Below are 13,276 nucleotides of genomic sequence, written 5' to 3'. Positions count from 1 at the left end.
TCACCCCGCTGAGCGGAAGCTTCGGACACGACGATGCGGGCTTGGTGACATACCGTCTAGTCGGTATGCTGGCTCCATCACACGACCGCGAACTCGAAGGGGAGACGCGTGCAGAGGTTCGAGAGCAGCGTAGCGCTCATCACGGGCGGCAGCCGGGGCATCGGCCTGGCGATCGCGAAACGCCTCGCCACCGAGGGGGCGAAGGTCGTGATCACGGGGCGGTCCGAGGAGTCGCTCCAAACGGCCGTCGCCGAGATCGACGCCGCCGCCGGGGCCGGGCGCGCCACCGGCATCGCGGGCAAGGCCGACGATCCGGCGCATCGCGCGGCGGTCTTCGCCCACATCGCCGACGAGCACGGCCGGATCGACCATCTCGTGAACAACGCGGGCATCAACCCGGTGTACGGGCCGGTGCTCGAGGTCGAGCCGTCCGCGATCCGCAAGATCCTCGAGGTCAACGTCATCGCCGCACTCGAGTGGACCCGTGACGCCGTGGCGGCCGGGCTCACCCGGTCGATCGTGAACCTCTCCTCGATCTCCGCGGTCTCGGCGGCCCCGGGCATCGCGTTCTACGGCGTCTCGAAGGCGGCGCTCGTGAACCTCACGATCCAGCTCGCGCACGAGCTCGCGCCCGGCATCCGCGTGAACGCCGTCGCGCCCGCGGTCGTCAAGACCGCGTTCGCCCGTGCGCTCTACGAGGGCCGCGAGGCCGAGGTCGCCGCCGAGTACCCGCTGCAGCGCCTCGGCGTTCCCGACGACGTGGCGGGTCCGGTGGCGTTCCTGCTCTCCGATGATGCAGCGTGGATCACGGGGCAGACGCTGCTCATCGACGGCGGGGCGAGCCTGCGGCCGATCGGCTGAAGCGCAGCCGTCGCGACCCGCCCGGCCGCGACATCCGCCACCGGCATCCGCCACCGACATCCCGAACCCGACTTCCCGAACCCGACAGAGACGAGAACCACATGAAGGACACCAGCGTCGCCGACGACGTGATGCGAGCGGCCGTCGAGCTGTTCGCCGCGAACGGGTACGCGAACACGAGCGTGCAGCAGGTCGTCGAGGCGGCCGGCGTCACCAAGGGCGCGATGTACCACTACTTCCAGTCGAAGGACGATCTGCTCTTCGGCATCTACGACCGCATGCTCTCGCTGCAGAAGGAGCACCTCGACGCGATCATCGAGCGCGGCGGCGCGGTCGACGAGGTCGTGCGTGCCGTCTGCGTCGACGTGATCGAGACCTCGATCGACTTCCTGCCCGAGGGCACGGTGTTCTTCCGCAGCATGCACATGCTCACCGCGCCCAGACAGTCCGAGGTCACACGGCGGCGCCGCGAGTACCACGACGCGTTCGCGGCGCTCATCGAGCAGGGGCAGGCCGAGGGGCTCTACCGCAGCGACATCCCGCGGCCGGTGCTCATCGCGAACTTCTTCGCCGACGTGCACTACCTCTCGCACTGGTACTCGCCCGAGGGGCCGGAGGGCAAGACGCTGCTCGCCGAACAACTGACCGCCCTGTTCCTCGCCGGCATCGATGCGCGGGCGGCCGACGGCGGACCGGAATGAGTGGGCGGATGCCGCAGGCGAGCGCCGCGGCGACCGCCGCCGTCGAGGTCGGGGCGCTGCCCGAAACGATGCGTGCGTGGCGCGTCGCGCGGCACGGCGAGCCCGTGGATGTGCTCGAGCTGCACGACGTGCCGGTGCCGTCGCCGGGGCCGGGCGAACTGCTGCTGCGCACGGGCGCCGTCGCGGTGAACTTCCCCGACGTGCTGCTCTGCCGCGGCGAGTACCAGGTGCGGCCCGAGCTGCCCTTCGTGCCGGGCATCGAGCTCGTCGGCGAGGTCGTGGCGATGGGCGACGGCGTGAGCGACGCAGCCGCCGTCGCGGGAATCCGTCCCTTCGTGCCTGGCGACCGTGTCGTCGCGTCGCACATCGGCGTGCTCTCGGAGTACGCGCTCGTGCAGGCGGAGGCCGCGCACCTCGCGCCCGACTCGCTCGACGACGTGCAGGCCGCCGGCCTCGTGATCGCGTACCAGACGGCGTGGTTCGGGCTGCACCGTCGGGCCGCGCTGCAGCCCGGCGAGACGCTGCTCGTGCACGCGGCGGCCGGCGGGGTCGGCACCGCGGCCGTGCAGCTCGGCGTCGCGGCCGGCGCCAGGGTCATCGCCGTCGTCGGGTCGACGGCCAAGGCCGAGACGGCGCGCGCGGCCGGCGCCGACACCGTGATCGTGCGCGCCGAGCAGGAGGACTTCGCGACGGTCGTCAACGACCTCACCGGCGGCCGCGGCGCCGACGTCGTGTTCGATCCGGTCGGCGGCGACGCGTTCACGCGCACGACGAAGTGCATCGCGTTCGAGGGCCGCATCGTCGTGGTCGGCTTCGCGAGCGGCGAGGTGCCGCCCGTTCGCGCCAACCACGCGCTCGTGAAGAACTACTCGGTGCTCGGGTTGCACTGGGCGCTCTACCAGCAGCAGCGGCCCGAACTCGTGCGCGAGGCCCATGCCGAGCTCGTGCGCCTCGCGGAGACCGGAGCGATCTCGCCGGTCGCGGGCGGAGTGGTCGAGTTCGGCGAGGCGCCGGCCGCGATCCAAGAGCTCGCGGGCGGCCAGACGGTCGGCCGCCTCGTCGTCCGGGTGGGGGCGTCGGATGTCTGAGCGCACCACGAGCCGCACGACGAGCATCGACCTCGACGGGCGGGTCGCCCTCGTCACCGGCGGCGCGCGCGGACTCGGCGCCGCCTACGTGCGGGCGCTGCACGCCGCCGGCGCCCGCGTGGTGATCGCCGACCTGCTGCGCGATGAGGGCGAGGCGCTCGCCGCCGAGCTCGGATCCGACGCGCGATACGTGCACCTCGACGTGACCGACGAGGATTCGTGGGCGCTCGCGACCGCCTCGGCGCTCGACGCCTTCGGGTCGATCGACGTGCTCGTGAACAACGCCGGCATCGCGAACGCCGCCCCTATCGAGCACCTCACGCTCGCGAAGTGGGACGCCGTGATCGCCGTGAACCTCACCGGCGTGTTCCTCGGATGCCGCGCGGTCGTGCCTGCGATGAAGGCGCGGGGTTCGGGCTCGATCATCAACATCTCCTCGGTGGAGGGCATGCGCGGATCTCCCGGGCTGCACGGCTACACGGCCTCGAAGTTCGGCGTGCGCGGGCTCAGTCAGTCGCTCGCCGTCGAGCTCGGCACCTTCGGCATCCGCGTGAACTCGGTGCATCCGGGGCTCATCCTCACCGACATGACGACCCGCATCGATCCGTCGAAGCTCGACATCCCGCTCGGCCGCCCGGCGGTTCCCGACGAGGTCGCCGGCACGATCGTGTTCCTCGCGAGCGACGCCTCGGCATTCACGAGCGGCGCGGAATTCGTCGTCGACGGCGGCATGATCGCGGGCATCCCGCACCACTGAGCGCGTGCTCACGTCGCGAGCCGCGCCGGGTGGCGCCGCACTGCCTTGACTGCACGCGCTCCTCGCCTGCACGCACTTCCTCGCCTGCACGCACTTCCTCGACTGTACGCGCTCCTCGCCTGCACGCCTGCACGCGCGGACGCGAATGGTCGCCATCGAGGCCGGATTGCGACCATTCGCGTCCGCCCCGCGGTGAGGACGCGCGTGGTGGAACGCCGAGTGGTCGCGAAGCGCCGATTCGCGACATCCGGATGCCGAGTCCCGCGACCCGCGGCGAGCCCCGCAGGCCGGCGAGCGCTACGCCTTCAAGGCTGGGAAGGTCCAGCTGCCGTCGGCGATCTCGGGGCGCGGACGGTAGAGCCGCACGAGGTAGTTCCAACCCTCGGTGATCGGGATCGCGTTCGGCACGTCGGCGGGGAAGTCGCCGAAGCGCACGGTCGTCGAGCCGTCGGCGTTGCGCACTCCGGTGATGTTGTTCACCGTGTACGCGCCGCGCTCGTTGGGTTCGAAGAAGCCCTTGGCGTTGTACACCGAGATCGACCAGAAGCCGTCGACGGGGACGTCCGTCACCGTGAGCTCGTACCTGCCGACGGGCAGTCGAGGGTCGACGCCGATGTAGGCGGCCTCGCTGCTCGGGAGGCCGCCCCATCCGGCGGCAGTGCCGATGAGGTGGCGCACCGGGTCGACCTCGTCCTTCGAACCGAACATGTGGTCGAAGTCGCGGAGATTCCGGGCGAGGGCGAGCAGGGCGTCGCGCGTCTCGTCGAATGAGGCGGTGTCGTAGTCGGGGAACTCGAAGGCGGTCGGCTCCGCGAGCGGGGCCAGGGAGATCGCGTCCTGGAGGGCGACGACCTCGGCGAGATCGGCCGTATCGGCGGGGTCGACGAGGATCCGCACGGCGAGCACGACATACGGCGTGCCGAAGCGGTCGGCGGTGATCTCGTACTCGCCGGGGTCGTGGAACACGGCATCGATGTGGTGGTCCTCGTTGACGACCATCGCCGAGAGGTAGCGATCGCCGTGCTCGGGGAGCGTCAGCGTGGCGCCGGCTGCGGCGTCGACCACGGCGAAGCTGTAGAGCGTGTCGCGGTTCAGGCGGATCACCGCCTGATCCTCGACCGAGGCCGGCTCGCGGTTGTGCAGGAACCGGCCGACGCCGCCCGCGTTGCGCTGCAGGTCGTGGAACATGCGGTCGGTCTCGGCGCGGGCGAAGTTGTCGACGTTCACGTGGATGCTCACCGGTCGATCGTCGCACGCCACCTCGCGAGGGACGTCGAGGCAGCCGTCGCGGCGCGTCGCGATCGGGCTTCGATTCGGCATACCGTCTGGTCGGTATCTGTTGTACAGTGACCTTGCAACCGACACGAAGAGGTGCCGATGAACCACACGCCCGTCGGCGTGGAGCCGGGCTCCACCGCCGCATCCCCTGCAGCAGCATCCGCCGCATCCGCCGCCGCTCCGCGACTGCGGGTCGACCGCCTGACCGTGCGCTTCGGCGGACTCACCGCGCTCGACGACGTCTCGTTCGAGGTCGGTGCGGGCGAGGTCGTCGCCCTCATCGGCCCCAACGGCGCCGGCAAGACCACAGTCTTCAACGCCGTGTGCGGGCTCGTGCGGCGGGCGGCCGGCGAGATCAGCCTCGACGGTGCCTCGGCCGCCAACGGGCCGACCGGGCTCGTCGCCCGCGGCGTCGCCCGCACACTCCAGGGCCTCGGCCTCTTCGACTCCATGAGCGTGCTCGAGAACGTGCTCGTTCCGCTCGAGTCGGGAACGGTGCGCCGCGTGCAGCATGCCGAAGCGGCAGCGCAGGCAAGCGGATGCCTCGAGCGGCTCGGCATCGCGCACCTCGCCGCCGTGCCGGTCGCCGCCCTGCCCTACCCCGAACGCAAGCGCGTCGCACTCGCCCGGGCGCTCGGGACGGATCCGGCGTTGCTGCTGCTCGACGAGCCGGCGGGCGGGCTCGGTGAGGACGACATCGACGCGCTCGCCGACGTCGTGCGCGAGGTCGCGGCATCCGGATGCTCGGTGCTGCTCGTCGAGCACCACGTCGACTTCGTGATGGGCGTCGCCGACCGCATCATCGTGCTCGACTTCGGGCGCGTGATCGCCTGCGGCACGCCCGACGAGGTGCGTGCCGACCCCCGCGTCGAAGAGGCGTACCTCGGGATCGAGCCGGCCGCATGAGCGCGCAGCCGCAGAGCGCATCCCCTGCCGCCGGCACCGGTTCCACGGCGACCGGCGCCCGCGCCGGCGGCACCCTCGAGCTCGACGGCCTCACCGTCGGCTACGGCGGGGCGCCCGTGCTGCGCGACGTCTCGATCCGAGTGCCGGCCGGCGCGATCGTGGCGCTGCTGGGGGCGAACGGGGCGGGCAAGACCACGCTGCTGCGCACCGTCTCAGCGCTCGTGCCGGTGGCATCCGGCCGCATCGTGTTCGACGGCGTCGATCTCGCGGGTGTCCGGGTCGAGGACCGTGCCCGAGCCGGCCTCGCGCAGGTGCCCGAGGGGCGCAGCGTCGTCGCCGAGCTCACGGTCGACGAGAACCTCCGACTCGGCGGGCTGCAGCGATTCCGCGGGCGCCGGCTCGCATCGGCGGTCGACGGCGTCTACGACCTGTTCGAGCCGCTTGCGCGCCGCCGCCGGGCCGCCGGGCACCAGCTGTCGGGCGGCGAGCGGCAGATGCTCGCCCTCGGCCGGGCGATCATCGCCGAGCCGCGGGTGCTGCTGCTCGACGAGCCCTCGCTCGGGCTCGCGCCCCGCGTGGTCGCTCAGATCATGGCCGTGCTGCGCGCCCTCCGCGACGAGCGGGGCCTCACGGTGCTGCTCGCCGAGCAGAACGTGACGAGCGCCCTCGCCGTCGCCGACCACGGGGTCGTGCTGAACCTCGGCGAGGTCGTCGCCGATCGCCCGGCCGAAGACCTCCGAACCGATTCCGCCCTCCGCCACGCCTACCTGGGATTCTGATGGACCGCCTCCTCTTCCTGCTCGCCACCGGACTCGCGCGGGGCGCGATCTTCGCCCTCTTCGCGCTCTCCCTCGTGCTCATCTGGCGGGCCGCCCGCGTCGTGAACTTCGCCCAGGGTGCGATGGCCGTGGTCGCCACCTACGTCGCCTTCGCCGTGACCGGGCTCACCGGCTCGTACTGGATCGGCCTCGCGAGCGCCCTCGTCGCCGGCGGTCTCATGGGCCTCATCGTCGAGCGCGGGGTCATGCGCTTCGCGTCGCACGCGTCGCCGCTGTCGGGCGTCATCATCGCGATCGGCGTGGTGATGGTGCTGCAGTCGCTGCTCGGCATCGCGTTCGGGCCGAACGCACGCCCCATGGAGGCGCCGTTCCCCGAGACGCCGATCGTGCTCGGCGGGGTGCCCGTGCTCTCGCCGTACGACCTGTTCGTGCTCGTCGTGGCGATCGGGCTCATGGGGCTGCTCGCGCTGATCTTCACACGCACCTCGCTCGGCCTGCAGTTGCGTGCCTCGGCCTTCGCGCCGGAGGTGTCGCGCCTGCTCGGCGTGCGTGTGGCCCGCATGGTCACGGCCGGCTGGGTGCTCGCCTCCGCGGTCGGCGCACTCGCGGCGCTGCTGCTCGTGCCGACCGAGCTCGGCCTGAACCCGCACTCGGCCGACATGCTCTTCGTCTCGGCGTTCACGGTCGCCGTGGTCGGCGGGCTCGACTCGCCACCGGGTGCGCTCGTCGGCGGCCTGGTCGTCGGCGTGCTCATCAGCCTCGTGACCGGATACCTCGGCGCGACCGTCGCCCCCATCGCGGTGCTCGGGCTGCTCGTGGCCGTGCTGCTCGTGCGCCCCGGCGGGCTCTTCGCCGCGACCGAGGCGAGGACCGCATGAGCGCCCGCACGCAGACGCCCCGCCCGCAGACGCCCCGCACCGCCGGACCGCTCACGACGAGCATCCGCGCGGCGCGCCCGGGCGCATCGGCCCGCCGCCCGACCTCGCGCCTGCTCGCCACCGCGCTCGTGCTCACGCTCGTCGCGATCGGCGCGACGTTCCTGCTCGACCCGTACCGCAACTACCAGTTCGCCCTCATCGCCGCGACGTTCTGCGCGACCGCCGGACTCACACTGCTCATCGGCCTCACGGGTCAGCTCTCACTCGGACACGCCGCGCTCATGGCCGCCGGCGGCTACGGGTACGCGCTCGCGGCCAACGCGCTGACCGACGCCGGGGTCGACGGCGTGCCGCGCTTCGTGGTGTCGCTCGCGGCAGCGGCCGCGGCATCCGCCCTGCTGGGTCTGCTCCTCGGGCTCGCCGCGGCGCGACTCAAGGGTCCGTACCTCTCCGGCGTGACGCTCGTGCTCGTGATCGCGCTGCCCGCCTTCACCGCGGTGTTCTCGGGCGTGTTCCGCGGCGACCAGGGCGTGCAGATCGCGTACGACGGCGTGCCGCCCGCCCTCCGCACGCTCATCGCGGTCGAGCAATGGCAGGCCTGGGTCGCGATCCTCGTGGCCGCGGCGGTCGTGACCTGGCTCGCGGTCCTGCGCAACGGACCCGCCGGACTGCGCATGCGTGCCGTGCGCGACGACGAGACCTCCGCCCGGTTGCAGGGCGTTCGGGCCGGGCGCGTCAAGGTGCTCGCCTTCACGGCGAGCTCGATCGCGGCCGGCGCGGGCGGCGCGGTGCTCTGCTTCGTGACCCAGTCGGTGAGCCCGGGTGCCTACACGCTCGCGTTCTCGCTGCTGCTCGTCGTCGCCGTCGTGATCGGCGGACTCGGCAGCCTGCTCGGCGCGTTCCTCGGCTCGATCGTGATCGTCCTGCTGCCGTGGGTCATCCAGACCGCGACCGGTGCGCTCGATCTCTCGGCCGACGCCGCGCAGCGCCTCACGGGCAACCTGCCCGTGCTCGTGTTCGGCGTGCTGCTCATCGTCGTCACGGCGGCCTGGCCCGGCGGTATCCGCGCGGCGCTGCCGAAGCGACTCCGGACGAAGCGGATGCCGCGGCGCGGCGCCCCGCCCATGCAGACGTCGACGGTCGCCGCCGCAGAACCCGCAACCGTCACGCCGACCGCCGCCCCGCGGCATCCGGACCCCGAACCTCGCACCAGTCCCGCAGCAGAACCCATCCCCACCACAACAGAGAGGTGATCGACATGTCCCATGCACCAAACCGCTCACAGCACCGCCGCACCGTCGCGGCCGTGGCCGCGGCATCCGCACTGCTCGTCGCGATGAGCGCGTGCAGCACCCCGGCGGCCGGCGGCGATCCGGCCGAGGCCGCGCCCGGCGTCACCGACGACACCGTGACGATCGGCACCCACCAGCCGCTGACCGGGCCGGCCGCGGCCGGCTACTCGTCGATCTCGGCCGCGACGACGGCGTACTTCGCGTACCTGAACGAGAACGGCGGCGTGAACGGCCGCTCGATCGAGTACCTCGTGAAGGACGACGGCTACAACCCGGCGAACACGCAGACGGTCGTGCGCGAGCTCGTGCAGGACGACGAGGTGTTCGCGATCCTCAACGGGCTCGGCACGCCGACGCACACCTCGGTGCTCGACTACCTCAACCAGAACGAGGTGCCCGACCTGTTCGTGGCCTCGGGCTCGACGAGCTGGAACCAGCCCGAGAAGTACCCGTGGACCTTCGGGTTCAACGCCGACTACGTCACCGAGGCCGAAGCGCTCGCGCAGTACGCCGATGACGAGTTCGCGGGAAAGAGCATCTGCGTGCTCGGCCAGGACGACGACTTCGGCGACGAGTTCATCGAGGGCCTCGAGAACGTGCTCGGCGAGGGATCGCTCGCGAGCGTGCAGCGCTACTCGGTGTCGAATCAAGACGTCGTCGCGCAGATCGGCGCCATGCAGGCCGCCGGCTGCGAGGTGAACATGCTCGCCACGGTCAACGGCTTCACGGCGCTCGCGATCGGCACGGCCGCGAAGCTCGGCTATCAGGCGAAGTGGATGTCGTCGTCGTCGGGCGGCGACTACGTGACCCTCGCCGGGTTCCTCGGCGAGGCGGCCCCGGTGCTGCTCGAGGGCTTCGTGACGACGAACTACCTGCCGTACGCGCCGGGCAACGAATGGGACGACCTGTTCCGCCAGATCAACGACGAGTACAACGACGGCGCCCCGTTCGACGGCAACACCGTGTTCGGGATGTCGGTCGGATACCTCTTCGCCGAGGCCCTCGCCAAGGCGGGCGAGAACCCCACCCGTCAGGGCATCGTGGATGCGATCACCTCGGGCGACCTCGTCGGCAACGGCCTCGTGCCGCTGTCGTTCGGCGCCGACAGCCACGCCGCCTACAAGGGCGTCTCCATCACCACGGTGGCCGACGGCGTGCAGGACTTCATCGGCGTCACCTACGTGAGCGACGGATCCGGCGGCGTCGAGCCCTTCGACGGCGACGCCGTGCCGCTCGAGAACGACGGCCTCCCCACGTCGTGATCGCCCGGCAGTGAGCGGCGGATGCCCCGGACCCACGAGGTCCGGGGCATCCGTCGTGCTCGTGAATCCGAACGCAGCCCGGGCGGTTGCGAGGCGTCATCGCGCGGCGAAGGAATACTGCTCCAACCCGCAGCGCTGAAGATGAGCACCGGATCACATGAATCGATTGGATGACGGATGACCAGCGTCTCGGAACTGCTCGCGGCGAACCTGCACGACGTGTTCGGCAATCGGGACGCCGTCACCAGGCGCGAAGCGATCGAGCGCGTCTACTCGGACGACGTCGTCTTCACGGATCCCGACGGCACCGTGCGCGGGCGGTCGGCCGTCGAGGACAAGGTGGAGTCGCTCCTCGCCGAGGCCCCAGGCGACTTCGTGTTCTCCGAAGACGGGGAACGGTACATCGGTGCAGGCATCGGCGCGCTCGCCTGGGCGTTCGGCCCGGTCGACGCGCCGGTCGTCCGGGGAATCGATGTGATCACGGTAGTCGACGGGCGCATCTCGAGTGTGCGCACGTTCTTCGCGGAGCCCGTGGCGTAGTCGCCGCGGTTCTGGTCGTGCGGGCCCGCCCGAGCGTTGCCCGTCCTCCGCTCACCGCTCCTGGCGCACGGGCGAGTACTCGTCGACGAGCTGGCGCTTGAGCACCTTGCCGCTGCCGCCGAGCGGCAGGGCGTCGGCGACGTGCACGACGCGCGGGTACTTGTAGGCGGCGATCCGATCGCGGGTGAAGGCGATGAGCGCCTCGGGGTCGATCTCGTGCCCGTCGAGGGCGACGACCGCGGCGTGCACCTCCTGGCCGCGGGTGTCGTCGGCGACGCCGAAGACGGCGGCCATGGCGACATCCGGATGCCGCATCATGACGGCCTCGACCTCGGTCGGGTACACGTTGTAGCCGTTGCGCACGATCATGTCCTTCTTGCGGTCGACGATCGTGATGATGCCGTCGACGATCGTGCCGAGGTCGCCCGTGCGGAACCAGCCGTCGACGACGGCCTCGGCCGAGGCATCGGGTCGACCGAGGTAGCCCTTGAAGAGGTTGTGGCCGCGCACGACGATCTCGCCGAGCGCGCCGGGCCGGTCGACGAACTCGATGCGCCCCTCGACCTCGGAGTCGGCGATCGCGGCGTCGATGCCCCAATAGGTGCGGCCGACGGTGCCCGGGCGGATCGGCTCGCCGACCATGTTGAACGACACCGTCGGCGACGTCTCGGTGAGGCCGTATCCCTCGTGCACCTCGGCGCCGTAGGCCCGCTCGAACGCCTCGAGCAGGGCGACCGGCAGGGCTGCGCCGCCCGAGACGGCGTAGCGCAGCGGCGGGCGCGCGTCGGCGCGGGCCGCCGCCTCGATCATGCCCACGAACATCGTCGGCACGGCCGTGAACACCGTCGCGCCGTGCTCGTTCATGAGCTCGAGCGCCTCGTCGGGGTCGAACCTGGGCAGCAGGATGATCGACGCGCCCTTGCGGAACGCGATGTTCATGACCGCGGTCTGCCCGAACGTGTGGAACAGCGGCAGCCCGCCGAACACGACGTCGTCGGCGCGCATGTCGAACGCGTCGATGAGCGCGCAGTGCACCTGCTCGACGATCGCGAGGTGCGAGCCGACGGCGCCCTTCGGCGTGCCGGTGGTTCCGCTCGTGTAGAGGATCGTCGCGGCATCCGTGGGGCGTACCGACACGTGGCGTTCGATGGGGGCGGATGTCGCGGCGAGCGCCTCGAGTCGGGGGAGGTCGGGTCCGCCGGCCTCGACGGGCGGCGTGAGCACGGTCAGGAGCGGCACGCCGGCGGCCGTCGCGGCGGGCACGGCCTCGCCGAGCAGCGGACCGGCGGCGACGAGCACGTCGGCACCGGAGTCGCGCAGCACGTACCCGATCTCCTCGGCCTTGAAGAGCAGGTGCACGGGCACCACGACCGCCCCGAGCGCGAGCGCGGCGTAGTAGACGCGGGCGAAGTCGGGCACGTTCGGCACGAGCATCGCGACCCGGTCGCCGCGGCCGATGCCCTGATCGCGCAGGGCTCCGGCGTACGCGCGGCTCTGGTCCCACAGGGTGCCGTAGTCGATCGTCTGGCCCATGAAGTGCAGGGCGGCGCGGGCGGGCGTGCGGGCGGCCGACTCGGCGAGCATGCTCGCGACCGAGAGGGTGCCGAAGCCGTCGCCGTCGACCGCGGGGTCGGCGGGGTGGGGAGCCGTGGGGGTCATGCGTGGGGTCCTTTCATCGTCGTTGATGGTGCGGGAGTTCGTGGGTCGGCGAGTGCGCGGTCAGCCGCGCGGTGCCTTGCGCAGCTCGGCCCGACCGAGTGCGTTGAGGTGCACCTCGTCGGGTCCGTCGGCGAGGCGGAGGGAGCGGGCGCCGGCGAACATCTCGGCGAGAGGCTGGTCGCCCGAGACGCCGGCGGCGCCGAACAGCTGGATGGCGCGGTCGAGGATCTGCTGCACGGCACGGGGCACGGCGATCTTGATGGCCTGGATCTCGGTCATGGCCTTCCGGTTGCCGACGGTGTCCATGAGCCACGCGGTCTTCAGCACGAGCAGTCGCAGCGACTCGACCTGGATGCGGGACTCGGCGACCCACTCGCGCACGACGCCCTGGTCGGCGAGCGGGCGTCCGAACGCGACGCGCGCGTTCGCCCGTTCGGTCACGAGGGCGAGCGCGCGCTCGGCCATGCCGATGGCACGCATGCAGTGGTGGATGCGCCCGGGTCCGAGCCTGGCCTGCGCGATCGCGAACCCGTCGCCTTCGCCCGCGATGAGGTTGCTCGCGGGCACGCGGACCTCGTCGAACGCGATCTCGGCGTGGCCGCCGTGGTCGCGGTCGTCGTACCCGAACACCGTGAGCGGGCGCACGATGCTCAGGCCGGGGGAGTCGCGGGGCACGAGGATCATCGACTGCTGCCGGTGGCGCTCGGCATCCGGATCGGTCTGCCCCATGACGATGAAGATCGCCGCGTCGGGGTTCATCGCCCCGGTCGACCACCACTTGCGGCCCGTGATCACGTAGTGGTCGCCATCGCGGCGGATCCGGGTGGCGATGTTCGTGGCGTCGCTCGACGCGACTTCCGGTTCGGTCATGCAGAACGACGAGCGGATCTTCCCCGCGAGCAACGGGCGCAGCCAGTCGGCCTGTTGTTCGGGCGTGCCGAAGTCCGCCAGGACCTCCATGTTCCCGGTGTCGGGCGCGGCGCAGTTGAACGCCACCGGGGCCAGCCGCGGCGACCAGCCGGTGCGTTCGGCGAGCGGCGCGTACTGCACGTTCGACAGGCCCGCGCCCAGCTCGCCCGGCAGGAACAGGTTCCACAGGCCCTCGGCGCGGGCGGCCTCACGCAGCTCGTCGACGACCGGCCGGAACCGCCATTCGCCCGGCGTCGCTGCGAGCTGTGCGTCGAGCACCGGCTCGGCGGGGATCGCCCGCTCGTGCACGAACGCCTCGACCCGATCGATGAGGTCGAGCGTCCGATCGTCGTGACTGAATTCCAT

The 13,276-nt window shown here is 71.6% G+C and carries 13 protein-coding genes; 10 read left to right on the top strand and 3 right to left on the bottom strand.

The window, feature by feature from the left end; all coding sequences use genetic code 11:
- The first annotated feature begins 108 nt into the window (after nucleotides 1-108).
- The 4 genes from GQR16_RS10780 (at nucleotide 109) to GQR16_RS10765 (ending at nucleotide 3,407) form a co-directional block, all read left to right on the top strand.
- Entirely contained in the window at nucleotides 109-861 is a 753-nt protein-coding gene (locus tag GQR16_RS10780) for an SDR family oxidoreductase (RefSeq protein ID WP_157415134.1), read from the top strand.
- A 101-nt stretch (nucleotides 862-962) separates the two neighbouring features.
- A complete protein-coding gene (locus GQR16_RS10775) occupies nucleotides 963-1,562 on the top strand; it encodes a TetR/AcrR family transcriptional regulator (RefSeq protein WP_157415133.1) in 600 nt (199 codons plus the stop codon).
- An 8-nt stretch (nucleotides 1,563-1,570) separates the two neighbouring features.
- Complete coding sequence (locus GQR16_RS10770) at nucleotides 1,571-2,650, top strand: NADPH:quinone oxidoreductase family protein (RefSeq protein WP_246200729.1); 1,080 nt, start codon at nucleotides 1,571-1,573, stop codon at nucleotides 2,648-2,650.
- Nucleotides 2,643-3,407 (top strand): glucose 1-dehydrogenase, encoded by a 765-nt coding sequence (locus GQR16_RS10765; protein WP_157415132.1) that lies wholly within the window; start codon nucleotides 2,643-2,645, stop codon nucleotides 3,405-3,407. Before GQR16_RS10770 ends, GQR16_RS10765 begins: the two co-directional genes overlap by 8 nt.
- Before the next feature lie 297 nt (nucleotides 3,408-3,704).
- On the opposite strand, the gene GQR16_RS10760 is transcribed toward GQR16_RS10765, so the two are convergent.
- Nucleotides 3,705-4,646 (bottom strand): DUF1214 domain-containing protein, encoded by a 942-nt coding sequence (locus GQR16_RS10760; protein WP_246200728.1) that lies wholly within the window; start codon nucleotides 4,644-4,646, stop codon nucleotides 3,705-3,707.
- A gap of 138 nt (nucleotides 4,647-4,784) precedes the next feature.
- Between GQR16_RS10760 and GQR16_RS10755 the strand changes: the two genes are divergently transcribed.
- From GQR16_RS10755 to GQR16_RS10730, 6 genes are all read left to right on the top strand, one after another.
- Nucleotides 4,785-5,591: an ABC transporter ATP-binding protein gene (locus GQR16_RS10755; RefSeq protein ID WP_157415131.1), complete on the top strand. Its 807-nt coding sequence runs from the start codon at nucleotides 4,785-4,787 to the stop codon at nucleotides 5,589-5,591.
- Nucleotides 5,588-6,370 carry an ABC transporter ATP-binding protein gene (locus tag GQR16_RS10750; protein ID WP_157415130.1) on the top strand — a complete coding sequence of 261 codons (783 nt, stop codon included), beginning with the start codon at nucleotides 5,588-5,590 and terminating at the stop codon, nucleotides 6,368-6,370. The genes GQR16_RS10755 and GQR16_RS10750 overlap by 4 nt, the downstream gene beginning before the upstream one ends.
- Nucleotides 6,370-7,248: a branched-chain amino acid ABC transporter permease gene (locus GQR16_RS10745; RefSeq protein WP_157415129.1), complete on the top strand. Its 879-nt coding sequence runs from the start codon at nucleotides 6,370-6,372 to the stop codon at nucleotides 7,246-7,248. Before GQR16_RS10750 ends, GQR16_RS10745 begins: the two co-directional genes overlap by 1 nt.
- The gene (locus GQR16_RS10740) at nucleotides 7,245-8,501 is read left to right on the top strand and encodes a branched-chain amino acid ABC transporter permease (RefSeq protein WP_157415128.1); all 1,257 of its coding nucleotides are present in this window, start codon (nucleotides 7,245-7,247) and stop codon (nucleotides 8,499-8,501) included. The genes GQR16_RS10745 and GQR16_RS10740 overlap by 4 nt, the downstream gene beginning before the upstream one ends.
- A 5-nt stretch (nucleotides 8,502-8,506) precedes the next feature.
- Nucleotides 8,507-9,802, top strand: coding sequence for an ABC transporter substrate-binding protein (locus GQR16_RS10735; protein WP_157415127.1), 1,296 nt, complete (start codon nucleotides 8,507-8,509; stop codon nucleotides 9,800-9,802).
- Nucleotides 9,803-9,979: 177 nt separating this feature from the next.
- Complete coding sequence (locus tag GQR16_RS10730; protein WP_157415126.1) at nucleotides 9,980-10,342, top strand: nuclear transport factor 2 family protein; 363 nt, start codon at nucleotides 9,980-9,982, stop codon at nucleotides 10,340-10,342.
- Between the two features lie 51 nt (nucleotides 10,343-10,393).
- Here the strand turns inward: GQR16_RS10730 and GQR16_RS10725 are convergent, their stop codons facing one another.
- Together GQR16_RS10725 and GQR16_RS10720 are read right to left on the bottom strand one after the other, a co-directional pair.
- Complete coding sequence (locus GQR16_RS10725) at nucleotides 10,394-12,001, bottom strand: AMP-binding protein (RefSeq protein WP_157415125.1); 1,608 nt, start codon at nucleotides 11,999-12,001, stop codon at nucleotides 10,394-10,396.
- 60 nt (nucleotides 12,002-12,061) lie between these two features.
- On the bottom strand, nucleotides 12,062-13,276 hold the full coding sequence (locus GQR16_RS10720) for an acyl-CoA dehydrogenase family protein (protein ID WP_157415124.1): 1,215 nt from the start codon (nucleotides 13,274-13,276) through the stop codon (nucleotides 12,062-12,064).

Origin of the sequence: Agromyces allii, from assembly GCF_009749385.1 — a bacterium.
Taxonomy (GTDB): domain Bacteria; phylum Actinomycetota; class Actinomycetes; order Actinomycetales; family Microbacteriaceae; genus Agromyces; species Agromyces allii.
Note: the sequence above shows the minus strand (reverse complement) of the source record. Positions and strands in the feature narration are given on the sequence as shown.